The organism is Luteibacter sp., from assembly GCF_036499525.1.
Lineage (GTDB): Bacteria > Pseudomonadota > Gammaproteobacteria > Xanthomonadales > Rhodanobacteraceae > Luteibacter.
In genome coordinates, this window is record NZ_DASYDO010000081.1 from 13,337 (window position 1) to 39,976 (window position 26,640).

Genomic DNA, 26,640 nt, shown 5'->3' on the forward strand with positions numbered 1-26,640 from the left:
GGAGGACACCATGTCGCATCGCAAGAACCTGCTGACGGCGAGCATCATCGCCGGGCTCTGCTGTTTCACCGGAACCGTGGCCGCACAGGACACGACCGCACCGGCGAGGCCGCAGACCGCCCAGGAAAAAGCCGACGCCGCCAAGGCGGCCCAGCTCGAGGGCATCACCGTCACCGGCATCCGCGCCAGTCTCGAGAAGTCACTCGACACCAAGCGCAATGCCGACGCCGTGGTCGAGGCGGTCACCGCCGAGGACATCGGCAAGTTCCCGAACACCAACGTCGCCGAGGCGATGACCCAGATCCCCGGTGTCGTCATCGACCGCCAGTTCGGCCAAGGCGACCGCGTGTCGATCGACGGCACGGATCCCAGCCTCAACCTTACCTTCCTCAACGGCCAGCCGATCTCGCAGACGCCGTGGCAGTATGGTGCGCAGCCGAACCGCGGCTTCGACTTCACCATGCTCGCGCCCGAAATCATCGGCCGTCTGGAAGTCTACAAGTCGCCCGAAGCACGCCTGCCGGAAGGCAGCCTGGGTGGCACGGTGCTGCTGCACACGCTCAAGCCGCTCGACCTGCCGGCGAACACGGTCCGCGGCTCGTTCGGGCTGAACTACAACGACCAGGCCAGCGCGGGCACCCGTCCGTCCGGCTCGGTGCTGTACAGCTGGAAGAACACCTCGAATACGTTCGGCCTGATCGCCTCCTTGCAGCACTATGAGGAGAAGATCGACCGCCAGGGCTACGAAGTCTTCAGCTACAGCCCGCTCTCGAAGTGGATCGGCAGCCCTGCCGTCGCGGCCGGCATCGCCGACGGATCGCTGGACCCGAACGCGAAGATGCCCGACGAGGTCAACTCCGCGTGGTTCCAGCAGAAACGGAAGCGCGACACCGCGACCCTGGGTTTCCAGATCCATCCCACCGACAACTGGGACATCGATCTGAACTCGCTCTTCGTTCGCGAGAATTTCGACAACTGGAACCAGTCGGTGTATCCATTCACTGGCTCGTCGGGGTCGCTCGGTAACGTCACCAGCGTCAACCAGGGTGCGAACGGCGTCATCACCGGCGGCCACGTCTGCGGCAACGACAATCCCGGTTGCCCGGCGATCGGTCCGACACTGTTCGACAGCAACATCCGCAAGTCCACGGTGCGCACGGCCGCGTTCGACCTCAAGTCCACGTTCCGCGGCGACGGCTGGAGCCTTGGCGGCGCGGCCGGTTACAGCAAGGCCAACAACAACGACATCTCGCAGGCAGTGATCGAGCCGCAGTATGCCGGCGGGTACACCTGGGACCTGCATCATGGCTTCCAGTTCGACAATCCCGCCGCGGCGCGGGACCCGGCGAACTGGCACATGAGCGACACCCCGGGACTCGGCGGCTGGCCCGGCAATTTCGGTGATTACGACGCACACTCGCGCGATACGTACGGCCAGCTGGATTTCAGCAAGGACTTCGGCAATTTCTTCAACCAGCTGCAGGTGGGTTATCGCTGGAATCGTCACGAAGAAAGCATGAACGCCCACGTCTACGGTCCGAACGAACCGATTTCGCTGGCGAATCTCGGCACGCAGGGCATCACCGATATCCTCAACGGCCTCGGTTCGCTCGATGGCTCTGCGCAGCATGTCATTCCCGACCGCAACGCCCAGTACGCATGGGTGCGCAACAATAACGGCGGTATCGAGGATCCGGGTACGTTCCTCAATGGTTCATACAAGCTCATCGAAAAGACCAATGCCGCGTATGCCCAACTGAACTTCGCCGGCGGCGATTTCCACGGTAACGTGGGCGTTCGCTATGTCGACACCAAGACGGACGGTTACGGCTATAACTACCTCGGCGCCCCGGTGCTTCCCGCCCCCGCGGGGTCATACGTAAAGTCCTCGCAGACGACGAAGAACTGGCTGCCGTCGCTCAACGTTGCCTACGACCTGGCCGAAGATGTGATCCTGCGTTTCGCCGCGGCGAAGGTGATGGCCCGCGCGCCGTACAACATGCAGGTGAACAACCTGTTCCTCAACGATACCGTGCTGACCGGCGCGGGCGGCAACCCGGACCTGAAACCGTTCAAGTCGAAGAACTACTCGCTCTCGGGCGAATGGTACTTCGCGCCGCAGTCGTACGTCGCGTTGACGGGCTTCTACAAGCAGATCGACGACTACGTCTTCCAGGACGTGTTCCGCGAGACACACTTCAACTCCGCCGTCTCCACCGACCCGGAAACGTTCGCCAGCCAGCTGGCGGCAGGCCTTTGCACGGCGGATGGATTCTGTACGTACGACATTACCCGTCCGACCAACGTCGGCTCGGGCAAGGTCAAGGGCGGCAGCATCAGCTACCAGCAGGCTTTCGGTGAAACGGGCTTTGGCGTAACGGCCAATTACACCTATGCCAAGGGCACGCTCGATGCCGGCGGTGCGCTGCCGTACAACTCGAAGAACTCGTATTCGGTCAGCCCGTATTACGAGAACGGCCCGTTCAGTGCCCGCATCAACTACAACTGGCGCAGCAAGTACCTCGCCGGTGGATACGTGGCGGGTGCCCCGGCATCGACTACCGAAGACTACGCCGATCTTGGCGCCACGCTGGGCTGGAAACTCAACCAGCAGGTATCGTTCACGCTGTCAGGCATGAACCTCCTCAACGAGGAATACAAGCAATACAGCGAGGTGAAAGCCCTGCCCGTCGCCCGCTACACCACCGGCCGCCGCTACATGGCTTCGGTGCACTTCGACCTCTGATAAAGCGTCATGGATGCGCGGCCAGGGACGGCCGAAAAAGAACGCACCCCTCGAAGCTCTATTCCCCTCGGGCCCGTCAATTCCTCGACTGGGCCCGTTTTTTTTTTGCAGGAGCCGCTATAGCGACTCCTGCCGGGACGCGGCACAATCGACCGGCCGCGGACAGAACAGGAATCCATCGATGCGCCGACTCCTCCTCCTCGCCATGGCCGCGGGCCTTGCAGCCTGCGCCAGCCAACCGAGGCACGATGCCGCGCCCATCGACCCGACGCCACTGTCGCTGATTCCCATGCCCGCGCAGGTGCAGCGCACGCCAGGGCAGTTCCGTATCGATGCCCTCACGAAGATCTCGGTAGCGCCGGGCGACACGCAGGCCAGGCGTGTCGCCGCCCAGCTGCAGGCATGGATCCGCCAGGCGCGCGGCTTCGCGCCCGAAATAATGGAAGGCAAACCGGGCGCGGGGTCCATAGCGCTCGCGACAAAGGCCGATATCAAGGGCCGCGAAGCTTATACGCTGGACATCGGCGGCGATGGCGTGCACATCGCGGCGAACGATGAAACCGGCCTGTTCTACGGTGCGGTCACGTACTGGCAGCTGCTGACCGATCCCAATGCGCGCAACGGCGTACCGGGCGTGCATATCGTCGATGCGCCGCGCTTCGAATGGCGCGGCCTGATGCTCGATTCCAGCCGGCACTTCCAGTCGGTGAGCGAGATCGAGCACCTGCTCGACCAGATGGCGATGCACAAGCTCAACACCTTCCACTGGCATCTGACCGACGACCAGGGCTGGCGCCTGCAGATCGACAAATATCCAAAGCTCACGGAGACGGGGGCCTGCCGCAAGGCGGTCGGCCCGGATGTCGCGCTCACCGGCGACGCCGACAAGCCCTATTGCGGCTTCTATACACAGGAAGAAGCGAAGCAGGTCGTGGCGTACGCGGCGGAGCGACACATCACCGTGGTGCCCGAGATCGAGATGCCCGGCCACGCGCAGGCCGCGGTGGCCTCGTATCCGAAGCTCGGTGCCGGCGGCAAGAAGCTTTTGGTGTCCTCCGACTGGGGTGTGAACACGGCGCTCTACAACGTCGACGATGGCACCTTTGCCTTCCTGCAGGACGTGCTCGACGAAGTCATGGCCATCTTCCCTTCCACGTATATTCATGTGGGCGGCGACGAGGCGGCGAAGGACGAGTGGGAGCGCTCGAAGACGGTACAGGCGAAGATGAAGTCGCTGGGCATCGACGACGAGGAGAAGATGCAGGGCTGGTTCATCGCGCGCATCGGCGACTACCTTGAGCAGCACGGCCGTCGCCTGATCGGCTGGGACGAGATCCTGGACGGCGAGGTGCCGGCCAGTGCCACTGTCATGTCGTGGCGCGGCACCGAGGGCGCCATCAAGGCCGCCAACGCCGGTCACGATGTCGTGCTGGCGCCGTCGCCGACGCTCTACCTCGACCGGTTGCAATCCACGCTGCCGGACGAGCCGCCGGGCAGGCCGTCGGCACAGACACTGAAGACCATCTACGATTTCGATCCGGTACCGGCTGCCATCGCTCCGGACAAGGCGAAGCACGTGCTGGGTGCCGAAGTCACCGTGTTCGCCGAGTACCTGCCGAACTGGTACCGGACGCAGCACGCGATCTTCCCGCGCATGGCCGCGCTGGCGGAGCGTACCTGGTCGCCGAAGACCGACTGGAACGATTTCATGACACGCCTGCCGGTGCAGATGTCGCGCTACCGCGCGGCGGGCATCGTGCCGTCCGACGCCGCGTTTGCCGTCGCCATAGCAGCAGAGCCGGCCGCCGGCGACAAGGCGAAGGTCACGCTGTCGAACCAGACCGGTCACGGCACCCTGCGCTATACGACCGACGGTTCCGCGCCAACGCCACAGTCCGCCGCTTACAGCGGGCCGTTCGACGTGGCGCTGCCGACGACCGTGCGCGCGAACGCGTTCGACGGCGGCTTTGGTCTCGCCGGGCCGCGCGATCGCGAGATCGACGCAAAATCCCTGCTGCGGCGTAGCAGCGACGAACTGGACACGTGCAGCGACAAGCTCGTGCTCCGGCTGGAATCCCCGGACGCGGTGAACGGCGAGCGTCCCGTCTACAAGGTGGACATCATGGACACCTGCTGGATGTGGAAGGGCGTGAAGCTCGACGGCCGCTATGGCGTTGCCGTCACCGTCGACCGCCTGCCGTACAACTACGCACTGTGGAAGGACGCGAAGGGCGTGGTCTCGCGCAAGGCGCGTTCCGCGGCTGGCGAACTGGAAGTGCACCAGGATACCTGCGACGGCCCGAAGCTGGCGACGATCCCGCTGGCGAAGGCGAAGGACGGCCGTGCGACGCTCGACGGGATCCTGCCGAAGCGTGAGGGCACGCATGATCTTTGCTTCGTGATCACCGGTAAGCCGGGGCCGAAGATGTGGGTGCTAGGCGACGTGCAGTTGCGCTGATCAGGCATCCGTAGGAGCGCGCCTTGCGCGCGACAGCTTTTCGCGACGAGCAGCAGGACCTGTTGCTCTGGGCCTCAAAACATGTCGTACCCGACGCGGGCATAAACGCGCAGGGCGCGCTCCTACAATGACACGGCGGTCTGGAAGGTGGCCTTCCGCTGCAACGCCGAGCGCGCGTCGCGCTCGTCGTCGCCTTCCAGCGGCATCAGCGTCACGAACTTGCCGGCGATCATCGCGGCGAGCGGCATGCCGTCGCGGATCGCGATGCGGTTGCCGAGGGTGGAAGGCACTTTCGTTCCGGCCATGACGGTGCCGACAAGGTTCAGCGGATCGGTGCCGGCAATACACACGATCTCGCCGTCGTGCACGCGATGGCGGATCTGGCGCAGCGCCAGCAATGCCTCCGGCAACGCGAACTGCTCGCCCACGAGCCCGTCGACGAAGCGCCCGCCGCGGATCTCACCGCGCGCCTCGAGCCGGTGGTAGACGCGGCGGAGGTCGCGCCACGGCGGCAGCCACGCGGCCTCGCGCTCCAGGATGCGCCAGCTCACCACGCCGTAGCGGCGCAGGAGGGTGCGCGCGATGTGCTCCATGCCGTCGGCGTCGTTGCGTTGTTCGCTCGGGCGCCGGGCCAGCGACCAGCGCCCTGCATCCTCGATACCGCTCAGCATGTGCCGCCGCGTTCGGCGATGACGGCTGCCATTGCGCTTGGACGCAGGCAACAGCAGGGCGCGCAGACCGGCGAAACTGTCCGCGGTGACGCGGCCGGCAGCGACGAGTTCTCCCAGCGCGTCCTCCAGCTCGGTGCGTAGCAGCCGCGTGGTCGAAGCGATCTCGTCAAAGAACAAGGCACCTTCATCGCGTAACGCCTCCGCGACCGCCTGGGCGCGCGACGACAGCGACACCTCATCGGCGGCGGCCGGTGCCGCGGCCGACCAGATGGGCAGCTGTCGCCGGGGCAGCAGCACGATGGGCGTGGAGCGCACAGGCCCGCCGCTGCCCGTACCCAGGCGCAGGCGGCTCCACACCACGCGTCCGGCGCGACAGAGATCGTCGAGCCAGCCTATCCCGTAGTCGTTCACGCGCGCCGGCAGGAGTTCGGATTCCCATGCACCGGCTGCGGCCTCGTAGCCTTCCATCTGGCCGATCACGCCGGCCAGTGCATCCGGCCCCGATACCTGCGTCGCACGCGTCACGTGCTGCCAGTCCAGCAGGAAACGATAGAAGTCGCGTCGCGCCACCGGTTCGATCTCGCGGCGCAGGCGGCCGATGGTGTAGCGATGAATGCGCGCCAGAAGATGCCGCTCGCACCATTCGGTCTCCGTGGTGCCCGGCGAGAACGGGCCGCGCATGACATAGCCCTCGGTTTCGAGCGCCGCCAGCGCAAGGTCGATATCGGCCTGCGCCAGGCCCAGCGACGTCGCCAGCGTCGCGGCGGGCACCGGGCCCAGACCGCCAAGGCGGCCCCGGACGATGTCCACCAGCGCCGCCTCGGCCGTCCATGCCTGTGCCTCGAACTCGGCGGGGGCTGCGATGGCGGGGGCCATCGCGAGTCCGGGCCGTATCGCGCGCCACGTGGGCAGGCGCTCGGCGGCGACCCAGAGAGGCATCGCCGAATCGATGCCAAGCAAGGTCGCGCGCGCATCCCTGGCGAGGGCTTCGAGCAGCTTCGTCCAACCTGCGTTGTCGCGAACCTCGTCCGGCGTGATCGCGCCGAGCTGGAGCAGTGCCTCGTGCATCTCATCCGCGCTACGCGCTTCCGGCCATGCTTCGCCGCGCACCGCCTCGATCGCTTCCGCATCGAGGCGGCCGAGGTCGTCAGCGCTTTCGGCGTCGTTCCACCGGCGCGACTGCACCGCCTGCGTGCGGCGCTCTTCCAGTGGCGCGTCATCCAGGAAGGCGTACGGCGCGGCGTTCAGTATTTCCGATGCGAGCGGCGACGGTGTCGCCAGGTCGCGCGCGACCATCGCGATGGCACCTGACTCCAGCCCCCGAAGGACGTCCAGCAGGCCTTCGCAATCCATCGCCTCGTGCAGGCAGTCGTCGATCGTCTGGTTCACCAGGGGGTGATCGGGCACCTCGCGCTCACCGGCGAGGTTCTCGGCACACGCCACCTGGTCGGGAAATACGGTGGCGAGAAGGTCCTCGCTCTTCATGCGCTGCAGTTGTGGCGGCACCTTCTTCCCGCCGCTGAAGCGTGGCAGGGCCAGCGCGGTGGTGGCGTTCCAGCGCCAGCGCACGCCGAACAGCGGCGCATCCAGCAGGGCCTGGACCAGCACGTGCTCGGCGGAATTCGAATGCAGGTAGCGCGCGACTTCCTCCAACGGGAAGCTGTGGCTTGTGGACAGCGAGAGCACGATCGCGTCTTCGGTGGCCGCGGCCTGCAGTTCGAAGTTGAACTTGCGACAGAAGCGCTTGCGCAACGCCAGTCCCCAGGCGCGATTGATCCGGCTGCCGTAAGGTGTGTGGATGATGAGCTGGGTGCCGCCGGATTCGTCGAAGAAGCGCTCCATCACCAGCGTCTCACGGGTTGGCAAGGCACCGAGCGCCGCACGGGCACGGAACAGGTAGTCCACGATCTGCTCGGCCGCGGCTTTCGCCAGCGCCAGTTCCCCCATGAGCCAGGCAAGCGCCGCCTCGCGGCCGCCTTCGTCGAAGGCGGCGGAGATCTCTGTACGCAGCCGTGAAACGCCAAGCGACAGTTCGTTCGTGCGCCCCGGCGCCTCGCCCAGCCAGAACGGAATATTCGGCGGGGCGCCCTGGGCGTCTTCCACGCGCAGGCGGCCCATCTCCACCCGGAGGATGCGATAGGAGCGATTGCCGAGCTGGAAGATGTCGCCAGCCAGGCTTTCCACGGCAAAATCCTCGTTCACCGTGCCGACGATGGTCGCCTGCGGTTCGAGCAGCACGTTGTAGTCGCCCGTGTCGGGAATGGTGCCGCCCGAAGTCACGGCGGTGAGGCGAGCGCCGCGCCTCTCGCGCAGACGGCGGTTCACGGCGTCGCGATGGATGTACGAACCCCGCGGACCCACGCGCGTGGTGAAGCCTTCGGCCAGCATGCGCACCGTCTCGTCGAAGGTGCCGCGCTTGAGCTGGCGGAACGGATACGCGCGGCGGACCAGGTCGTAGAGCGCATCCTCGTCCCATTCCTGGCACGCGACTTCGGCGACGATCTGCTGCGCCAGCACGTCCAGCGGCGCTTCGGGAATGACGAGTGTGTCGAGTTCGCCGCGCCTTACGCAGTCGAGCAGGGCCGCGCATTCCACGAGGTCGTCGCGTGAGGTGGGAAACAGGCGGGCCTTCGGGGTGCCGCCCACGGCATGCCCCGCGCGGCCGGCGCGTTGCAGGAAGGCCGCGATCGAACGCGGCGAGGCGATCTGGCAAACCAGGTCGACATCGCCAATGTCGATGCCCAGTTCCAGCGACGCGGTAGCGACCAGTGCGCGCAATTCGCCGCGCTTCAGGCGCTGCTCGGCATCCAGGCGTTGTTCGCGCGACAGGCTACCGTGGTGCGCCGTGACGGCATCCTTGCCGAGCCGTTCGGACAGGTGCCGCGCCACGCGCTCCGCCATGCGCCGCGTGTTCACGAAGACCAGCGTGGTGCGGTGTTGCTCGACGAGGTTGCCGAGCCGGTTGTACACCAGCTCCCACATGTCGTTCGACATCACCGGTTCGAGCGGTACGGGCGGCACTTCCAGCGCCAGATCGCGGTGACGCGCGTGGCCGATGTCGACGATGGCGCAATCCTCGCGCTCGTTGCCGGTAAGGAAGGCGGCCACCTTCTCGATGGGCTTCTGCGTGGCGGACAGGCCGATGCGCGTGATGCGGCGCTGGGCGATGGACTCCAGCCGCTCGAGGGACACCGCAAGATGGCTGCCGCGCTTGCTGGCCGCGACGGCGTGGATTTCGTCCACGATGACTTCGCGGATATCGCGCAGGATGGCGCGTCCCGATTCGGAGCCCAGCAGTACGTAAAGCGATTCGGGTGTGGTGACGAGGATGTGCGGCGGGCGGCGTTTCATCCGCTCGCGCTCCGAAGACGGCGTGTCGCCCGTCCGCACGGCGGTGCGGATCTCCAGGTCCGGCAGGTCCAGCTTGCGCAACTCCTCGCGGATGCCGGCCAGTGGTGCCTCGAGGTTGATCCGGATGTCGTTCGACAGCGCCTTCAGCGGCGATACGTAGAGGATGGTGGTGCGGTCACGCAGGCCGCCCTGTTCCACACCTTCGCGCACGAGTACGTCGATGGCCGAGAGGAAGGCCGTAAGGGTCTTGCCCGAACCGGTCGGCGCGGCCACCAGTGTGTGCCGGCCGGAGCGGATGGCCGGCCACGCAGCCACCTGCGCTTCGGTGGGCGCCGGAAACGTCGTCGCGAACCAGGTGGCGACGGCGGGATGGAAGGCGGCGAGAGGCATCGACTTTTGTGAATCCATTGAGTCACTTAAGTGGGGCCTGACGGCCCGGATGACAAGCTGCGAGGGTACTCCCTGACAATCTCGCGGGTTGCGATAAAGACATTACTTGGCGAAGGTGGGAACCTCTCTCACCCTGACCGAGACGTGACCATGCCCGATATCGCCCGCCGCAGTGCCCTTGCCTTCGCCCTGGCCACTGGGCTGGCCGGATCCGTCCATGCCGCGGCACCCGCCGAACGGCCCTGGATGGACCGGTCGCTATCGCCGGACCGTCGCGCGGAACTGATGGTCGCGGCCATGACCGACGACGAAAAATTCCGGATGATCCGCGCCGATTTCGGTCAGGTGAAAGAGAAGGGTCCCAACCCTCCGGGCGCATTGAATGGTGCCGGCTTCATCCCGGCCATCCCACGTCTTGGCCTGCCCGTCCTCAACGAAACCGATGCCGGGCTCGGTGTCACCCGGGAGGGCAACGATGGCCAGGGCGCCATCTCGCTGCCGGCCGGCCTGGCCACGGCGGCCAGCTTCGATCCGGCCGTCGCCCACGCTGGCGGCCGCATGATCGGCGGCGAAGCCCGCGGCAAGGGCTACGGCGTGCTGCTCGCCGGCGGCGTCAACCTCACCCGCGACCCGCGCAACGGCCGCAACTTCGAATACGCCGGCGAAGACCCGGTGCTGGCCGGCACGCTGGTCGGCGCCACCGTGAAGGGCGTACAGGAGCGCAAGGTCGTCGCCACGGTGAAGCATTTCGTCATCAACGATCTCGAGTCGGGCCGCAACACGCTCAGTTCCGATATCGATCCCGTCGCGCTGCGCGAGTCGGATCTGCTGGCCTTCCAGTTGGCGATCGCGAAGGGCGATCCCGGTTCCGTCATGTCTTCGTACAACAGGATCAACGGTACGTACGCCGGCGAACACGATTGGCTGCTCAACCAGGTGCTGAAGCAGGAATGGGGCTTCAAGGGCTACGTCATGTCCGACTGGGGCGGCGTGCACAGCGGCGCGAAGGCTGCGCTCGCGGGCCTCGACCAGGAGTCCGCTGGTGAGTTCTTCGACAAGGAGGTGTACTTCGACAAGCCCCTGCGCGCCGCCTATGCATCCGGCGAGTTCCCGAAGGCCCGGCTTGACGACATGGTCAAGCGCATCATGCGCAGCCTGTTCGCGCATGGCGTGATCGACGAACCGATGAAGAAGGGCAAGGTGCCGTACGAGGCCGATCGTGTCGTGGCGCGCGATGCGCTCGAGGCGGGTGCGGTGCTCCTGCGTAATGAAGGCGGGCTGCTGCCGCTGTCGCGCAAGCAGTCGGTCGCCATCATCGGCGGGCATGCCGACAAGGGCGTGTTCGCCGGCGGCGGCTCCTCGCTGGTGACCGACGTGGCCGGCGACCCCGTCCCGGGCCTCGAACCGCAGAAATGGCCCGGACCGATGAAGTACCACGCCTCGGCACCGCTTGCCTTCATGCAGAAGCTTGGCGGCAAGATGAGCTTCGACCCGGGTACCGACCCCGCTGCGGCGGCGAAGGCGGCGGCCGGCGCGGACGTGGCCGTCGTGTTCGTCACCAAGTGGGCAGCCGAGTCGTTCGATACGCCCGACCTCGCGTTGCCTGATGGCCAGGACGCCCTCGTCGAAGCCGTGGCGAAAGCGAATCCGAAGACCGTGGTGGTGCTGGAAACCAATGGCCCGGTGAAGATGCCGTGGCTCGACCATGTCGGCGCGGCGATGGAAGCCTGGTATCCCGGCTCCGGCGGCGGCGAGGCGATCGCACGCCTGCTGTACGGCGTCACCGCGCCGTCCGGCCGGCTGCCGCTGAGCTGGCCGAAGGACGAGTCCCAGCTGCCGCGCGCGACGATCCAGGGCGCGGGCCTCTATTCGAAAGCCAAGCCGGCCGACAACGTCGACTACAACATCGAAGGTGCCGACGTCGGTTATCGCTGGTTCGAAAAGACAAAACGCGAACCGCTGTTCGCGTTCGGCTACGGCCTTACGTATACGAGCTTCGCGTATAACGACTTCACCGTGGACAAGGATGCGCAGGGCAACCCCGTCGCGCACGTCACGGTGAAGAACACGGGCAAGGCTGCCGGCGCCGACGTGCCCCAGATCTACGTCACCGCGCCCGGCGCCGCGACGCGTCGCCTCGCCGGCTGGACGAAGGTCGCATTGAAACCGGGCGCGAGTCGCCGCGTCGATATCCCGTTGGAACCGCTGGCGCTCGCGCGCTACGACGACAAGGCGAAGCATTGGCATGTGGCCGCTGGTACGTACGCGGTGAAGCTGTCGCGCTCCGCCTCCGATGTGGCGGAAGAGAAGAGCGTGACCCTTGGCGAGAGCTTCCCGGTGGTGAAGGCGCCGTAATAACCAGGCGCTTTGAAATCGGTGGGCTCGCTTCGAGAGCCCATGTTTTGTGTGGCTCCGCCGCGTTTTTCGGGCTCGGCTGTCGCCATCGCGGTGGCGCGTGTGCGAGAAACCGGCGTAGCACCGGCTGCCACAACCTCGCTAAGTCCTCCTCTGGCCTTCGCCTCTGTGCGGAATCGCTCAGGAAACGATACCCGCCGACTCCTTCCCACAACGGCTGCTTCGTGCGGAAAAAAAGCCAGAGCAAAAGAAGGGTCGAGTCGATCCTCGACCGCACCTACACCGCCGATAGCCTGATCTGTATCGGCACCGGTGGCCCGCTGGAACTGCAGGTCGCCGGCCTGGCGTGGAAAGTACTTTATGGGCCTGACGCAGTTTGATTTGACTGCTCCTCGCGACCGAGGGGCGTATTGGTAATGAAGTACTCATAATTCGCCGCACTTGTGACAGCAGCCGATCTAGGCAGCGCGTGAGCAGACGCCCGGTTTGTCACGCCTGGAAGGTCTACGGTGCCCCTGGCGATCTCATCGTTCTGATGCGAGCCCTCATGAACGATAGTCCCAGCCTGCGAGGTGATGCCGCCAGTGATGGGGTCTGTGAAATTTACCGGGCAAAGATGGATCAACGTTCCTTCAGCCCATGCCCGCGTGGTGGGGTCATACCCGCTGCATTGATCGCAGACGGTATGGGCTCTTCCAAGGAAGAGACGTATATATGCGGCGTTTACCGTCAGGTCGACGCGGTAGTTGTCCGTCGTCACCGATTCGGGTGGATACTGTGGTGCAGCGTCATCCCACACGCCGAACCAGTTCTGATATCGGCGATGTGGAGTCATATGAAATGGTGGAAACAGGTTCTCTGGAGTGGCGGGTTCGCCATAATAGAGGCTCGAAAGGAAGCGCGTGGCCTCCTCCGTCGCAGATTGTGCGGCTGTGATGGCCCTTCGTGTGTCGTCTTCCTGCTTCGGTGTGCAAGTAATCACCGATGAAGCTTCCGTAGTTTGATTCGTAGGGGGAGCGACGAAGAACGAGATACTGTTGCTAGTTATCAACTCATAAGGAATGTTTTCCACTTCGCCACTTGCAAGTATTGGCGGAGTTTTTTCGTACACTGCGACCTGAGTGGACAGGAGAACCTCACCCGCATCGGGAAGCTCGTATTCCTTGGAAAGATCGATCATGGTGGTCACGCTTGAGCCAGGACGTATGCGTGTGTATGCCGAAGGAGTTGGAGCTCCTGAAACAACGAAACGGCCCTTGTAACGAACATCGTTACCAAACGCGTCTTCTACATCGAACCAACTCCCTGTCATGCGACCATCGGGTTTGGCGAACGCGGTTTGGTAGGTATAAACAAATACGTCGTGATCGGAGGGGTTGGACAGCGACACCATGACGGTATTGGGAGCAGAAGGGTTCACTCCGTCATGTGCCACATGAAGGCGAGCCGCATTCTCTGCGTCGGCGGCTGGACCGCCAAGAGACAGGACCGTCAATGCGGCAAGCCGCGTTCCGATATTCATATATGCACCCAAACAGAATAGGCCAACAGCGGCATGGGTACGGTAGGTCGCGCCAGAACGGGCGCATATGGAACAATTCTTAGTTATTTGGACCAGATGGGTTCCCGTGACGGCGATCACGTCTCGCGCGTAAGCGAACGCCAAAAAAACATGGCCCTCGCGCTCACGCGGAGGGCCATGGCGACCGTCCCTGGGGTCCAGTGGCTTTTGCCACCCTACGCGGCCCGGCATAGCCGGCGCAGCGTCATCGCCGATGAAGGGGGGATCGATCCTGAAGCTAGGGACAGACGGCATCCTGCCGTCGGATCGGTCACCGACGATTTCTTGGCCTCGCCCAGGTGACTGGGAGAGGCTTGGACCCATCTTGCGTAGGTCGGCCGCCGACGGATATAGGAGGATTCTTAAAATTAGTGCCAACTTGCCCTCATCGCACGATGAAGGTGCGACTCAGGCCGGTGCGTGGGTGTCGCGGGGCTCGCGGCGGCGCTCGGAACGCGGACGGTCCGGATGCACCTGGCGCGGTGGCTTGGTCGGCTGGGGAACAATCACCCCCCGACTGGCCAGGTTGCGCAGGTAGGCACAGTCGAAGGAGCCGTAATCGCGTTTACCGGGTTCTCGTTGCATCGTCTTTCTCCTGCCGCACTTGCTCGCCCCGAACATACAGAGTGGGCGTGGGAAGAGAAATTTTCGGTGGCAAGCCGGTGAATGTTACGTGACGGCTCTTCACAGCCCGGCGCCCGCGAACCACGTTAAGGTGGCGTGGAGGTGGCCGGTTGTTTTCCCGGCATACGCTGGATGAGTTCCGTTGCCAGTTTTTCGTAGTTTTCGTCGAAGTGGTGTGAACCGGGCTTGCGAACAATCTCAACGAACGAGGGCAGCTTCGGGTCCGTACAACCGCTCTCGTCCGCGTCCTCCGTGCCGTAATAGCAAGCCACCGGCGGCTTGCCGCCCAACGCGGCAATAGGTGGCATGGCTTCTTCATGGATCACAGGATTCAGCCACTGCAGGAAATTGTGCGTATGGGTGGTCCACCAGCCCTGCTGCATGTAGCCCTCGAGTTCGATTTCGAAGTTCACGTCGCGGCTGGCCGAGAGCAGCACGAGTTGGCTGAGGCGCGCCCGGTTGGACGGCCGCAGCTTCCCCACGATGGTGGGAAGCACGTCGGCGCCGAACGAATAACCGATCAGCAGCACGCGGGTCTTGCCCCACTGCCGCGTATAGCGGTCCAGGAGTCCATCCAGGTCGCGCGCCGACTCCTCTGGCGTGCGATAGCGCCAGAAGTACTTGAACGTGCTGACGCCTGCGACGGGGATGCCGCGCTGGGCGAACACGGCGCCGAGGCGCTGGTCCAGGTCCCACCAGCCGCCGTCGCCGGAATAGATCACCACCAGCAGGTCTTCCTCGCCAGCAGGCGGTTCCTTCAGGGCCGGGAGTTCGACGGTGGATTTTTCCATGGACGCATGGGTCCACGGGTGCCAGGCGATGATGCCGAGCACGACAAGAGCAAGGGCAGACCACAGCACATAGCGGATAACTTTCCTTATCGCCCGCCTCATCGACGCACCACCCCGCCGATGCCGCCGGAGATAAGGCTGGCGACATTGGCCAGGGCCAGCGGAAGGGCGATGCCACCGGGCACGGCGATGTAGCGTGCCTCCCACTCGGGATCGAACTTGTCCTTGTAACGGTGCAGTCCGCGAAAGTTGTAGAAGCGCTCGCCACGGCCGAACACGATGGCGCCGAAGCGGCTCCACAGCGGCGCGGCGCGGCGGTTCTGCAGGCCCGAAAGCGGCGCCATGCCGAGATTGAACCAGCGATAGCCCTCGGCTTTCGCCCAGACCATCAACTCGATGAACAGGAAATCCATGATGCCGGAAGGACCCTCGGGAAGGTGGCGCATGAGGTCGACGGAGGCTTCCTCCTTCGTCGCGGTAACGAAGACGTTGGCGAAGGCCACGGGCTCGTCGCCCTGCCAGACCACCGCCATGGGTGTGCGTGCAAGGTAGCGCTCGTCGAACAGGCCGAGCGAGAAACGTTTCTCGCGCACCTTTTTGTCACGCATCCACGCGTCGGAAATGGCCTTCAGCCGGGGAAGCAGCGCAGGCACGCCGTCGACAGGGACGATCTCCATGCGCAGGCCTTCGCGGGAAAGCTTGTTGACGGTGCCGCGCAAGGTTTTCTTCGACTTGCCGTCGAGGTTGAAGTCGGCCAGGCACACGCGTGCCTCTTCACCGACCTTGAGCAGGGTCATGCCCACTTCCAGGTAAAGGTCGAGGTCGCTCGGCCGCACCTGGTAGAACAGCGGCCAGCCGCCAGCGCGCTCGCAGCCCTCGCGGAACGCCCACACCAGCTCACGCCGGGCGTCTTCGTCCGTGCCCACGGGATCGCCCATGGCGACCCAGCTGCGGCCTTCCACGTCGTACATGATGAAGGCGCGATCGCCCGGTGCGAACATCAGCATCTTGTCGCCGACGAGGGCGAGGTGCGCCTGCGCTGAATCGAACGCCTTCACCAGGGGCATGGCCCGGGCCAGGTCGGCTTCCCCGGGCAACGCGCGGCGAGGCATGGCCGGGCGAATGAGGTTCCCCAGCGCGAAGAGCATCACGACCGCGGTGGCGCCGACCAGCGCACGCAGCGCGCGCGGCGCACCGCCGTGACGAAAGCTGAATTCCCACCACAGGTTGCTGCTGTATTCCACGTGCTTGAAGCTGAAGAACACCAGCCAGGTGGCGCAGGCCAGCACGGAGGCGATCGCCAGCACCCAGCCCGGCGAGAACGTGGCGCGGAACAGCGAGGCACGGCGGTAGAAGTGGCGGTGGGCGGGCGCCAGCGCGAGCGCCAGCAGCGAAAGCAGTGCGGCCTCTTCGTAATCGATGCCCTTCAGCAGGGAGAAGATCGCGCCGAGGATCAGCAGCACCAGGGTAAGCACGTAGGCCGCGTCCAGCCGCCTTTGCAACCCGCGGGAGAGGATCAGCAGGAGCATGCCCACCATGCTGGACAGGAAGTGCGAAACCTCCACCAGCGGCAGCGGCACGAAGCCGCGCAGGATCTCCATGCGGCCGGGGATCGCAAGGGTGGCGCCGGAGAACAGCAATACCGCACCGCAGACCAGGGTCAGCCCGGCGAAGAAGGGCGGCAGCAGGCTGCTGAACCATGGGGTGATGAGCGCGGCGTGGCGCAAGGCGCGCACTTCGCGCCAGGTCACCAGCAGCGTGGCCACCCCCAGTGGCAACAGGTAATAGACGAGGCGGAAGGCGGCGAGCGAACCGAGGATGGGCGCTTCCAGGCCATGGTTTCCGGTGGCGCCGAAGCCCGCCAGCATCACCGCCTCGAACACACCGAGCCCGCCGGGCACGTGGCTGATGAGGCCGGCCATCTGCGCCAGCACGAAGATCGCCAGGAAGTGCCCGAACCCGCCCGCGATCGCCTCCGGCATCAGTACGTAGAGCACGCCGGCGGCGAGGCCCCAGTCGAGTGCGCCGATGACGATCTGGCGCACGGCTACGGCTGGCGTGGGCGCACTGACCGACCAGCGCCAGATTCGCACCGGCCGGCGCATCGCCACCGCGATGCCTAACCAGGCCAGCGGCACGAGGACGAGCACGGCCGCCAGAGGAAGACGCAGACCGGAGAGCGGGACCTCCGGCGGGATCGGCACGAGGAGCAGGGTGATGCCGGTGAGCGTGGCGAGGCCGAGCCAGAAGCTCAGCGTGGTGTACAGGACCACGCGGGCCACCTCGCCCGTGCTCAGCCCGGCCTGCACGTAGAAGCGGTAGCGGATCGAGCCGGAAACCAGCAGCGACATACCCAGGGCATTGGAGAACGCATAGCTGATGAAGGATATGAAGCCCACCCGGGGCGCGGGCAGTCGCTTTCCTATGCTTGCCAGGCCGAACCAGTCGTACAGGGTCATCACGACGAAGCCGGCGGCGGTGAGTAGCACGGCCACGGCGATATCGGTGTTCGGCAGGGAGTGCACGTAGCCGGCGATCTGCCGGTAGGTGACCTCGCTGGCCATGCCGTGCAGCGCCCACAAGGCGAGGCAGAGCAGCAGCACGGACAGCAGGGGGCCTCCCGTGCGCCGCAGGAGGGTCGCGTAGAGGGCTCGCCGGGCGCTGGAAGGGTCGGGCGACGGGAGCTCCGTCCGGGTTTCTTGCTCCACGTGCGCCGTGGCTCCGAGGGGTTGTCGTAAGGTCGTGTAGGTTGCCACAGAGCGCGCATGGGCGGCACAGCGAATTTTTCTGCGCCGCGCGCCGGCATCCTGCGAAACCAAAGCTTACGCTAAGAATAAGGAAAGCCTTATGTAAGGCCCGATTCTTACCCTGCGAAGATGCCGCTCTCCGCCCTGGAGCCGGTTCGTTCGCGAGGTTTCATGCAAATTGTCTCCCCGGGCGGCGCTCTCCGCCAGCGCTTCAGGCCCCTCCTCTGGTTCGGCGTCCTTTTCGTCGGCGTCGCTTTCCTGGTCCGCCTTGTCCTCCTGGTGAAGACGCGCCACGAGGTGCCGTTCGACCTGGGCCAGTGGGCGTACCTGTTCGCCGTCGGCTTCGTCTATGACGTGGTCACCTTCATCTACTTCGCCTGGCCGCTGGTGCTGGCGTTGTGGTTGCTGCCACGCCGCGCCTACCTGTCCCGCTGGGGGCACCGCATCTTCTTCGGGCTGTGCGCCGTGCTGGCTTTCGCGGTGCTTTACCTGGCCGCGGCGGAACTCGTGTTCTGGGGCGAGTTCAGCGCGCGCTTCAACTTCATCGCGGTTGACTACCTGGTCTACACGCATGAGGTGGTGGGCAATATCCGCGAGTCCTATCCCATCGCCACATGGACGGCGCTGCTGGTCGTGGGCACCGTCGTGGTGATGCTGTCGAGTCGCCGCGTTCTCGCCGCCCGCGACGACGGCTCGCGCTACCTGGCCCGCACCGGTGTGGCGGGCGTGTGGCTCCTATTGACCGTGGCGGTGAGCTTCGCCGTCAGCGGATCCATGAAGGATCGCTCCAGCAACAACTACGTGAACGAACTGGCCGGTAACGGCATCTACCAGTTCTTCGCCGCTTTCCGCGACAACGAACTCAATTACGCGAAGTACTACCCCACCCTGCCCGACGACCAGGCCTTCGCCAACCTGCGCGGCCTGCTGAAGACGCCCGACGCGGCCTTCACCAGCGACGATCCGCGCGACATCACGCGCACGATCACGGCGAATAAGCCTGAGAGAAAGCTCAACGTGGTGCTCATCAGCGTCGAGAGCCTGTCCGGCGATTACGTGGAAGGGCTCGACGTCAGCAAGCACAAGCACCTGATGCCCAACCTCGACGCGCTGGCCTCGAAGAGCCTGTTCTTCACCCAGCTTTACGCAAACGGCACGCGCACGGTGCGCGGCCTGGAAGCACTGGCGCTGTCCGTGCCGCCGACCCCCGGCGAATCGATCGTGAAACGGCCGGACAACGAGAACCTCTGGTCGCTGGCCGACGTGTTCAACGCGAAAGGCTATGCCTCCGAGTTCCTCTACGGCGGCTACGGCTACTTCGACAACATGAACCACTTCTTCGCCAGCAACGGCTACACGGCGGTGGACCGCAACGCCATCGCCGACAAGGACATCCACACGGAGAACGTGTGGGGCGTGGCCGACGAAGACCTCTATACGCTGGTCATGAAGCGCATGGACGCCGCGTATGCGGAAGGCAAGCCGTACTTCGGCCACGTGATGACCACCTCGAACCACCGGCCGTTCACGTTTCCGGCTGGCCGCGTGCCTTTGAAACAGGGCTCGCGTCGCGCTGCCGTGCAGTACACCGACTGGGCCATTGCGGATTTCCTGAAGCGCGCTTCCACGAAGCCGTGGTTCGACGACACGATCTTCGTGATCACCGCCGACCACTGCGCCACCAGTGCGGGCAAGACCAGCCTGCCGGTGGACCGCTACCACATCCCGTTGTTGATCTATTCGCCGAAGCACGTGCAGCCGGGCCAGGTGGACCGCCTGATGAGCCAGATCGACATCCCGCCGACGGTGCTGGGGATGCTCGGGTTCAGCTACACGTCGCGGTTCTACGGCTACGACCTGTTCCAGCTGGAGCCGGGCCGGGAGCGTGCGTTCATGAGCACGTACCAGGAACTCGGCTACCTGCATGGCGACCGTCTCACGTCCCTCGTGCCACGCATGCCGGTGAAGCAGATGCTGCCGGAGCGGTCCACGGGCGATGCCACGCCGGTGGACCACGTCGACCCGGTGGATGCGAAGGATGCGATCACGTATTACCAGACCGCGGCATATCTGTTTACCAACGGCCTGATGAAACGCAACCGCTAGCGCCCCGCGGCGGCGCGTTCGCGCACTTCCGCGAACGACCACTCGCGCTTGAGTTCCCCGTTTTCCCATACGGTGACCATCGCCTCCTCCCAGCCGGGCTCGATGGCACCGGCCGGTAGCGACACGGCGCCGTCGGGGAGCGGCACGGTGCGGTAGCTGCCGTACTCGCGGTGGCGCAGCAAGGTCATGCGCCCGCGTTTGGACATCTTTCCCTGATCGGTAACCGGATCCTTCCAGACATCACGCCAATGTCCGTCGATGCGCGCGGCGGAACACTTCAGCGCGAACTTCTGCGTGTCGCGCGTGAGCTTCTGCAACAGTGCGCCGCCCATGCCGAAGGCGAGGTTGTCCGCCGCGTAGCCGGCGCAAGTGATGCGCTCGAGGATCGCACGGATACTTTCCGGATTCACGCCATCGCCCTGGATCACTCGCACATGGTTCAGCACGCGATAACCCTTGCCGTTTACCGAGCTGCCGAAGGCCTCGTCGAGCAAACTCACGCAGCGGTGCACCACCTCCACCGGATCGCCGGAGTCCGGGCGCACCACCACGGTGGCGCCTGAGGCGATCACTTCCTCGCGCAGCGTTTTACCCCAGTGCTCGGAGATGGCGTGATAGATGTCATAGCTGTCCGACACCACGGCGACCAGCGAGCCGGGCCGGGCGAACCGCTTAAGCATGTTGCGGTAGGCATCCACCTCATGCTCGCGCCCCCAGCTGGTGATCGTGCTGTGCTCGGCAGCCGGAATGGAAAAGCCCGCCATGGACTCGCCGTAGTACGCACGCGCGGCGAGCACGCCGGATACGGTATCGGTGCCCATGAAGTTCACCAGGTGCGCCATGCCGCCCAACCCCGCGGACTCCGCGCTGGATACGCCGCGCGCGCCGAAGTCGTGGAGCTTGAAGGCAATCTGCCCGGCGGGATCGTCGGACGTGCGCTCGAGGTATTGAAGGATCGTGCGTCGTGCCTGCCAGCTGATCGTTGACACCGTCACCGGATACCACAGCCGCAGCAGCAGGGTTTCAAGGTAGGAGGGAAGCCAGTACGCCGTCGGATCGGTGGACTCGATGGTGACCAGCGCCTGGTGTGTCGGCACCACGCTGCCCTCAGGCACGGCGCGCACGCGCACCGGCATGCGGCCGCCGTGTGCGTCGACGATATGCCGCCAGCCTTCCTCGTTGAAGGGCTCGCCGTGCGCGGCGAAGAAATCGCGTGCCTCGTCCACGTGCGCGTGGGTGACGGGGCGTCCGAGGCGCGATTTCAGGATGGCCTGGAGTCCGAAGAACACCGTGCTTTCGTAACTGCCGCCGCGAGACTCCACGTAGAAGAACGTGGCATCCGTGCCCGGCGGGTATTGCAGCCAGTGACTGGCCTTGTAGCTGTCGGTGTCGAGGATCGGGTTATCGAGATAGGGCGTGCCGTGGGTCGTCATGACCCACAGCATACCCTCGGTGTGCCGCTAGACCATCAGGCGGCCGTGTCGACGAGTACCAGTTCCGCGTCGGTGCTCGCCGTGACGCGCAGCGCGGTCTCGTCGCGAACCGCGGCACCATCACCCTTGTTCAGGACGATGCCGTTCACTTCCACGGCGCCGGCGGCCGGCACCATGTACGCGTAGCGACCCGGGGCAAGCGTGTACTCCACGGTCTCGCCGGCCTTGATGCTTGCACCGAGCACGCGGGCGTCGGTACGGATCGGCAGCGCATCCTCGTCGCCCGCGATACCGCTGGCAAGTGTGACGAAGTGACCCGAGCGCTCGCCCTTCGGGAACGGACGTGTGCCCCAGGAAGGCGCCTTCCGCTCACCATCGGGAATGATCCAGATCTGGAAAATCCTCGTCGCTTCCGGCTCGGCGTTGTACTCCGCGTGGCGAATCCCGGTGCCCGCGCTCATCACCTGCACGTCGCCGGCTTCCGTGCGGCCCTTGTTGCCGAGGCTGTCCTCATGCGTGATCGCGCCTTCGCGAACGTAGGTGATGATCTCCATGTCCGAATGGGGGTGCGGCGGGAAGCCGGTGCCGGCGGCGATGGTGTCGTCGTTCCACACCCGCAGCGCGCCCCAGCCCATGCGCTTGGGGTCGTGGTACGAGGCGAACGAGAAGTGGTGCCTGGCGTCGAGCCAACCGTGGTTGGCACCGCCCAGGCTGTCAAAACGGCGAACGTCGATCATGTGGTGCTCCCCCGGAATGACCGGACTGGGTGAGTTGATGGGTGTATTTTCCTCTTCTCGTCAGGCCATGGGGCATCCTTCGCCGGAACGGATTGTTTCCTCCAGGCACCGATCCCATGTGGAGCGAATCCCCCGAAGGTGTTCCCCTGATGATCCCGTTCTCGGTGCTCGACCTGTCCCCCGTTGTTCGCGGCGCCAGCCCCGGCGACGCCCTGCGCAATTCGCGCGATCTCGCGATCCACGCCGAAGCGCTGGGCTTCCATCGCTACTGGCTGGCCGAGCACCACAACATGACCGGCATCGCCAGCGCGGCCACGTCCATCGTGATCGGCTACATCGCGGAGGCGACGAAGACCATCCGCGTCGGCTCCGGCGGCATCATGCTGCCCAACCACGCCCCACTGGTGATCGCCGAGCAGTTCGGCACGCTCGCCTCGCTGTATCCCGGGCGCATCGACCTTGGCCTTGGCCGCGCGCCGGGTACCGACCAGGGTACCGCGCGCGCCTTGCGCCGCTCGCTTGGGCCCAGCGACGACCGTTTCCCCGACGATGTGCAGGAACTGCAGTTCTTCCTTGGCCCCCAGCAACCGAACCAGACCGTGCGCGCCGTGCCGGGCATGGATACCAATGTGCCGATCTGGCTGCTCGGCTCGAGCCTGTTCAGCGCGCGGCTAGCCGCGGAGCTGGGCCTGCCCTTCGCGTTCGCCTCGCACTTTGCGCCCGACCTGATGATGAAGGCGCTGGAGGTCTACAGGACGATGTTCCGTCCTTCCGAGGTGCTGGCCAGACCGTACGCGATGCTCGGCATCAACGTCGTCGCCGCCCAGACGGACGAGGAGGCGCGCCGCCTGTTCACCTCGCAGCAGCAGGCCTTCTGGAACCTGCGCCGCGGCGCACCGGGCCAGCTGCCGCCGCCGGTGGATTCCATGGACGGTGTGTGGACCCCGGTGGAGAAGGCGCAGGTGGAGCATGCGCTGTCCTGCGCCGTGGTCGGCTCGCCGGATACCGTTCGCGAAGGGCTCGCGGCGTTCATCGAGCGCACCGGCGCGGACGAACTCATCATCACCGCGCAGGTTTTCGATCACGAGGCGCGCAAGCGTTCGTACGGCATCGTGGCCGATCAGCACGCGATGCTGGCCGCCTGATCCCATGCGCGTCGTCCTGGACACCAATGTGTGCCTGGATGCCTTCGTCTTCGACGATCCGCGCGCCGCTTGCCTCGTCGTGGCACTGGAGTCGGGCGACGTGCAGGCGGTAACGCGCGAAGACTGCCGCGACGAATGGCTGTCGGTCCTGACTTATCCGATGTTGAAGCTGGACGACGCGCGGCGAGCGGAAGCCGCGGCGCGGTACGACGCACTGGTGACGATGCTGCCGATCACGGAGCCCGCAGTAAAGCCGCCACGCTGCCGCGACGGCGACGACCAGAAATTCCTGGAACTCGCCGCCGCGTCCGGCGCTGCGGTGCTGTTCTCGCGCGACACGGAAGTACTGCGCCTGGGCCGCCGCGCACGACGCGACGGCCTCTTCGCGATCGTGAAGCCCGAGGATTGGCAAGGCCCCGGCGTTTTGTAGGAGCGCGCCCTGCGCGCGACATCTTCTCGCGCCAGCTTCAGGTCACGGCCTCTAAACATCTTCTCGCGCCAGCTTCAGGTCACGGCCTCAAAACATGTCGCGCGCAGGCGCGCTCCTACCCTATGCGTGTTCAGTCGGCTGGGACGAGCGCGATGAAATTGCGCAGGCTGTAATAGCGCTCGTGCTGCGGCCAGTCCACGGAGGCGACGGCCTTGTGTCCCGCCGCCCAGGGCTCGTTGTCCAGCAACACCTCGATCTGCGTCTTGCCGTCGCCCACGTTGCCATAGAAAAGGCGGATCCAGTGCACATCGGCGGTGAGCGGCGCGGTGGCAATCGCGGCTTCCAGCGCCGACAGCCCGTCCTCGGGAATTTCCATCGGCGCCTCTTTCTCGCCGCGCAGCGTGAAGTCGCCGATGTAGGCGGTGAATCGCTGGCTGCCTGCCGTGAGCTCTCGCACGGCCAGCTTGCGTCCGTTCACCGTATGCCAGCACGCGGCCAGCACCACGTGGAAATCATTGCGCGCGAAACTGTCGAGCGCGTCGCGGCACCCTTCCTTGCCCGCGCCGATGCCACCGAAGCTCTCCTCGATGGTGCGCTCTTCATCGAGCACGACGTCGATGTCGAGACGGCCCATGCCACCGTCCTTACCTTCGTGCCAGATGCCGCGAACGGCGGGGAAGTCTTCGCCTTCGGTGAGTAACCAGTCGTCGTCGGGTTCGAGAGCGACGCTGTTGTCGGCGAAAAGATCGATCAGGTAGTTCTGGATGAGGCGGTCCATGGATCGTCCGGTCGTGAGGAGGGGAGATTATGCGTTGCCGACATGCCTGGCGAGCGCGACCGCGGCGGCCGGGTTTCGTTCCTTCGCCGCGGAAATGAAGTAGATGAATACATCCTTCGGGGCGCCGTCGCGCTGGACGGCGCCGGTATGCGGTAGCTCGGCGGGGTCGCCACCTTCCGCCCAGGTCCTTGCGCGCTCGGCCCATTTCTTCAGTTCGGCCGCCGGATAGCCATGGGTTTCCGATGACACGCTTCGCATCAGGCGCGCGTACACGAAGGGCCCGGTGAGGTCGGCGAGCGAGGGGTATTTGGGCGAATCGGTGAATACCGTCGCCACGCCGCGCTCGCGCGCGAGTTCCAGCCAACGCTCGTCCATGAAGCTCTCGTGGCGCACTTCAATCGCGTGGCGCAGGGCCACGCCGCCGTGTTTCTCCGGCAGGAGGTCGAGGAAGGCCGCGATATCGTCGGGATCGAACCGGCGCGTGGGCATGAATTGCCAAAGCAGCGGACCGAGGCGGGCGCCCAGGGCAGCGGCGCCGTCGAGGAAGCTGCGTACGCGCTGGCCCGTGCCGGCAAGCGAGCGCGCCTGCACGATCAACCGCGGCGCCTTCACCGAGAAGATAAAGCCCTCAGGCGTCTGCGCCGCCCACTTTTCGTAGGTGGAGGCGTCGGGCGCGCGATAGTAAGTGCCGTTTATTTCGATGGCGCCGACCTTCTGGCTCGCGTATTCCAGTTCGCGCTTCTGCACGAGGCCTTCCGGATAGAAGACGCCGCGCCACGGCGGGAAGACCCAGCCGCCCATGCCGGTGCGGATGTCTCCGGTTGCCCCGTCGTTGCTTCGAACGTGTTTCGTCGCCATGGCCGCGATGCTCGCAGGAGTGGAGTGGAAGGTGTGTACAAGCGGACCGTCGAAAGTTTGCGCGATACTCGCCGTTCCGAGTTTCCCGTGTAGCGACCATGCCGTCCATCCGTATTCTGACCGTCGACGACCATCCTCTGCTGCGCGAAGGTATCGCGGCGGTGATCGAAGGGCATGAAGGGCTCGAACTGGTTGCGGAAGCAAGTACCGGGGAGGAAGCGATCGAGCGCTATCGGGAACACCAGCCCGACCTTACGCTGATGGACCTGCAAATGCCGGGCATGGGTGGCATTGCGGCGATCGAGGCCATCCGCTCCGAGTTCCCCGAAGCACGGATCCTCGTGCTTACGACGTATCGCGGTGATGTGCAGGCCTTGCGCGCGTTTCGGGCCGGTGCCCAGGGCTACCTGCTGAAGAGCGAACTCCGCAAGGACATGCTGGCGACGATCCAGCAGATCATGCAGGGCAAGAAGCGCATTCCTGACGAGATCGCGCAGGAAATGGCCGGCCATGCCGACGACGACGAACTCACGCCGCGCGAAACCCAGGTGCTGACCCATGTGGCCCGTGGCGAGGCCAATCGCGATGTCGCCAGCGAACTTGGCATCGCGGAGGAAACGGTGAAGGCGCATATGAAGAGCATCCTGGCAAAGCTCCGGGCCAACGACCGCACACACGCGGTGGCGATCGCCCTGCGACGCGGCATCATCGAACTGTAGGAGCGCGCCCCGCGACGCGGCATCATCGGACTGTAGGAGCGCGCCCTGCGACGCGGCATCATCGGACTGTAGGAGCGCGCCCTGCGCGCGACAGCTTCTCGACCCAGTCCCCACTCTTACGCGCCAGATCCAAGTTACGGCCCCAAAACATGTCGTACCCGACGCGGGCATAAACGCGCAAGGCGCGCTCCTACCGTTCAGCTCAGGGCGGTGGGTTGTTCGAACGGGAGGGGAGTGGCTCCGCTTGCGATGACGGCCGTATCGGCGCGCTGACCCGCCTCACCCTCGCCATCCACCACGACCAGGATCCGCCCGGCCTCTATCTCCGCTTCGAATTTCTGCCGGACGGGGTCCGGTGCCGCGGAGCCGGTCAGGGCGCCGGTCCATCCTCCCACCACCGCGGCGGCGGCAGCCACGCCCAAGGCGCCGGCCAGGGTCACGCCCAAGGGCGGAATCATCACCGCCACCAGACCGGCCAGCAGGCCGGTGGCGCCGCCCTGGGCCAATCCACGCACCGCGGCGGGCATGAAATCGCTGTGCTCGTCCTTCCGGTCCTCGGGAATGGCGTCCAGCTCGATGTCGTGCCGGGCGATCAGGGACAGGTCACTGTCGGCCACACCCGCCTCGCGGGCGGCTGCCAGGGTGCGGCGGGCCTGTGCGATATCGGGCGTGCTGTAGACGCGGCGGGTTTTCATCGCAGCTCCTCGGGCGGGTTCCACGCCCATGGTTTCCCGCCTGCG

General features: G+C 65.4%; 17 protein-coding genes. 7 read left to right on the forward strand and 10 right to left on the reverse strand.

What is annotated here, in order from left to right; translation table 11 throughout:
- Positions 1 to 10 precede the first annotated feature (10 nt).
- Positions 11 to 2,746: a TonB-dependent receptor gene (locus tag VGM71_RS17155; protein WP_331547415.1), complete on the forward strand. Its 2,736-nt coding sequence runs from the start codon at positions 11 to 13 to the stop codon at positions 2,744 to 2,746.
- Positions 2,747 to 2,927: 181 nt separating this feature from the next.
- Positions 2,928 to 5,204, forward strand: a complete 2,277-nt coding sequence (locus tag VGM71_RS17160; RefSeq protein ID WP_331547417.1) for a family 20 glycosylhydrolase — start codon at positions 2,928 to 2,930, stop codon at positions 5,202 to 5,204.
- Positions 5,205 to 5,326: 122 nt separating this feature from the next.
- Here VGM71_RS17160 and VGM71_RS17165 read toward each other — a convergent pair whose 3' ends face one another.
- The gene (locus VGM71_RS17165) at positions 5,327 to 9,616 is read right to left on the reverse strand and encodes a DEAD/DEAH box helicase (RefSeq protein ID WP_331547585.1); all 4,290 of its coding nucleotides are present in this window, start codon (positions 9,614 to 9,616) and stop codon (positions 5,327 to 5,329) included.
- 150 nt (positions 9,617 to 9,766) lie between these two features.
- Here VGM71_RS17165 and VGM71_RS17170 point away from each other — a divergent pair, with 150 nt between their 5' ends.
- Complete coding sequence (locus tag VGM71_RS17170; RefSeq protein WP_331547419.1) at positions 9,767 to 11,971, forward strand: beta-glucosidase; 2,205 nt, start codon at positions 9,767 to 9,769, stop codon at positions 11,969 to 11,971.
- A 358-nt stretch (positions 11,972 to 12,329) separates the two neighbouring features.
- Here VGM71_RS17170 and VGM71_RS17175 read toward each other — a convergent pair whose 3' ends face one another.
- The 4 genes from VGM71_RS17175 to mprF all read right to left on the reverse strand — a co-directional run bounded on the left by VGM71_RS17175 (position 12,330) and on the right by mprF (position 17,655).
- Entirely contained in the window at positions 12,330 to 13,493 is a 1,164-nt protein-coding gene (locus VGM71_RS17175; RefSeq protein ID WP_331547421.1) for a M35 family metallo-endopeptidase, read from the reverse strand.
- 447 nt (positions 13,494 to 13,940) lie between these two features.
- Positions 13,941 to 14,117, reverse strand: coding sequence for a hypothetical protein (locus VGM71_RS17180; protein WP_331547423.1), 177 nt, complete (start codon positions 14,115 to 14,117; stop codon positions 13,941 to 13,943).
- Positions 14,118 to 14,242: 125 nt separating this feature from the next.
- On the reverse strand, positions 14,243 to 14,947 hold the full coding sequence (locus tag VGM71_RS17185) for an AcvB/VirJ family lysyl-phosphatidylglycerol hydrolase (RefSeq protein WP_331547425.1): 705 nt from the start codon (positions 14,945 to 14,947) through the stop codon (positions 14,243 to 14,245).
- A gap of 98 nt (positions 14,948 to 15,045) precedes the next feature.
- Complete coding sequence (gene mprF / locus VGM71_RS17190; protein WP_331547427.1) at positions 15,046 to 17,655, reverse strand: bifunctional lysylphosphatidylglycerol flippase/synthetase MprF; 2,610 nt, start codon at positions 17,653 to 17,655, stop codon at positions 15,046 to 15,048.
- Between the two features lie 210 nt (positions 17,656 to 17,865).
- On the opposite strand from mprF, the gene VGM71_RS17195 reads away from it, so the two are divergent.
- A complete protein-coding gene (locus VGM71_RS17195) occupies positions 17,866 to 19,800 on the forward strand; it encodes an LTA synthase family protein (protein ID WP_331547429.1) in 1,935 nt (644 codons plus the stop codon).
- On the opposite strand, the gene VGM71_RS17200 is transcribed toward VGM71_RS17195, so the two are convergent.
- Together VGM71_RS17200 and VGM71_RS17205 are read right to left on the reverse strand one after the other, a co-directional pair.
- Positions 19,797 to 21,233, reverse strand: coding sequence for a nicotinate phosphoribosyltransferase (locus tag VGM71_RS17200; protein WP_331547431.1), 1,437 nt, complete (start codon positions 21,231 to 21,233; stop codon positions 19,797 to 19,799). The two genes, VGM71_RS17195 and VGM71_RS17200, sit on opposite strands and share 4 nt — an antisense overlap.
- A 35-nt stretch (positions 21,234 to 21,268) precedes the next feature.
- Entirely contained in the window at positions 21,269 to 21,970 is a 702-nt protein-coding gene (locus VGM71_RS17205) for a pirin family protein (protein WP_331547433.1), read from the reverse strand.
- 149 nt (positions 21,971 to 22,119) lie between these two features.
- Between VGM71_RS17205 and VGM71_RS17210 the strand changes: the two genes are divergently transcribed.
- Both VGM71_RS17210 and VGM71_RS17215 read left to right on the forward strand, forming a co-directional pair.
- Complete coding sequence (locus VGM71_RS17210; RefSeq protein ID WP_331547435.1) at positions 22,120 to 23,115, forward strand: LLM class flavin-dependent oxidoreductase; 996 nt, start codon at positions 22,120 to 22,122, stop codon at positions 23,113 to 23,115.
- Between the two features lie 4 nt (positions 23,116 to 23,119).
- Complete coding sequence (locus VGM71_RS17215) at positions 23,120 to 23,545, forward strand: putative toxin-antitoxin system toxin component, PIN family (protein ID WP_331547437.1); 426 nt, start codon at positions 23,120 to 23,122, stop codon at positions 23,543 to 23,545.
- A gap of 130 nt (positions 23,546 to 23,675) precedes the next feature.
- On the opposite strand, the gene VGM71_RS17220 is transcribed toward VGM71_RS17215, so the two are convergent.
- Positions 23,676 to 24,323, reverse strand: a complete 648-nt coding sequence (locus VGM71_RS17220; RefSeq protein ID WP_331547439.1) for a DUF6348 family protein — start codon at positions 24,321 to 24,323, stop codon at positions 23,676 to 23,678.
- 27 nt (positions 24,324 to 24,350) lie between these two features.
- Positions 24,351 to 25,181, reverse strand: a complete 831-nt coding sequence (locus tag VGM71_RS17225; RefSeq protein WP_331547441.1) for a DUF72 domain-containing protein — start codon at positions 25,179 to 25,181, stop codon at positions 24,351 to 24,353.
- A 98-nt stretch (positions 25,182 to 25,279) separates the two neighbouring features.
- Here VGM71_RS17225 and VGM71_RS17230 point away from each other — a divergent pair, with 98 nt between their 5' ends.
- Positions 25,280 to 25,900: a response regulator transcription factor gene (locus VGM71_RS17230; RefSeq protein ID WP_331547443.1), complete on the forward strand. Its 621-nt coding sequence runs from the start codon at positions 25,280 to 25,282 to the stop codon at positions 25,898 to 25,900.
- Between the two features lie 197 nt (positions 25,901 to 26,097).
- Here VGM71_RS17230 and VGM71_RS17235 read toward each other — a convergent pair whose 3' ends face one another.
- Positions 26,098 to 26,595, reverse strand: coding sequence for a hypothetical protein (locus tag VGM71_RS17235; RefSeq protein WP_331547588.1), 498 nt, complete (start codon positions 26,593 to 26,595; stop codon positions 26,098 to 26,100).
- Positions 26,596 to 26,640: the final 45 nt, after the last annotated feature.

What these genes read in the sequence shown, in the direction of transcription:
- VGM71_RS17155 (WP_331547415.1), top strand. Translation starts at nt 11, where the DNA reads ATGTCGCATCGCAAGAACCTGCTGACGGCGAGCATCATCGCCGGGCTC.
- VGM71_RS17160 (WP_331547417.1), top strand. Translation starts at nt 2,928, where the DNA reads ATGCGCCGACTCCTCCTCCTCGCCATGGCCGCGGGCCTTGCAGCCTGC.
- VGM71_RS17165 (WP_331547585.1), bottom strand. Translation starts at nt 9,616, where the DNA reads ATGCCTCTCGCCGCCTTCCATCCCGCCGTCGCCACCTGGTTCGCGACG.
- VGM71_RS17170 (WP_331547419.1), top strand. Translation starts at nt 9,767, where the DNA reads ATGCCCGATATCGCCCGCCGCAGTGCCCTTGCCTTCGCCCTGGCCACT.
- VGM71_RS17175 (WP_331547421.1), bottom strand. Translation starts at nt 13,493, where the DNA reads ATGAATATCGGAACGCGGCTTGCCGCATTGACGGTCCTGTCTCTTGGC.
- VGM71_RS17180 (WP_331547423.1), bottom strand. Translation starts at nt 14,117, where the DNA reads ATGCAACGAGAACCCGGTAAACGCGATTACGGCTCCTTCGACTGTGCC.
- VGM71_RS17185 (WP_331547425.1), bottom strand. Translation starts at nt 14,947, where the DNA reads ATGGAAAAATCCACCGTCGAACTCCCGGCCCTGAAGGAACCGCCTGCT.
- VGM71_RS17195 (WP_331547429.1), top strand. Translation starts at nt 17,866, where the DNA reads ATGCAAATTGTCTCCCCGGGCGGCGCTCTCCGCCAGCGCTTCAGGCCC.
- VGM71_RS17200 (WP_331547431.1), bottom strand. Translation starts at nt 21,233, where the DNA reads ATGACGACCCACGGCACGCCCTATCTCGATAACCCGATCCTCGACACC.
- VGM71_RS17205 (WP_331547433.1), bottom strand. Translation starts at nt 21,970, where the DNA reads ATGATCGACGTTCGCCGTTTTGACAGCCTGGGCGGTGCCAACCACGGT.
- VGM71_RS17210 (WP_331547435.1), top strand. Translation starts at nt 22,120, where the DNA reads ATGATCCCGTTCTCGGTGCTCGACCTGTCCCCCGTTGTTCGCGGCGCC.
- VGM71_RS17215 (WP_331547437.1), top strand. Translation starts at nt 23,120, where the DNA reads ATGCGCGTCGTCCTGGACACCAATGTGTGCCTGGATGCCTTCGTCTTC.
- VGM71_RS17220 (WP_331547439.1), bottom strand. Translation starts at nt 24,323, where the DNA reads ATGGACCGCCTCATCCAGAACTACCTGATCGATCTTTTCGCCGACAAC.
- VGM71_RS17225 (WP_331547441.1), bottom strand. Translation starts at nt 25,181, where the DNA reads ATGGCGACGAAACACGTTCGAAGCAACGACGGGGCAACCGGAGACATC.
- VGM71_RS17230 (WP_331547443.1), top strand. Translation starts at nt 25,280, where the DNA reads ATGCCGTCCATCCGTATTCTGACCGTCGACGACCATCCTCTGCTGCGC.
- VGM71_RS17235 (WP_331547588.1), bottom strand. Translation starts at nt 26,595, where the DNA reads ATGAAAACCCGCCGCGTCTACAGCACGCCCGATATCGCACAGGCCCGC.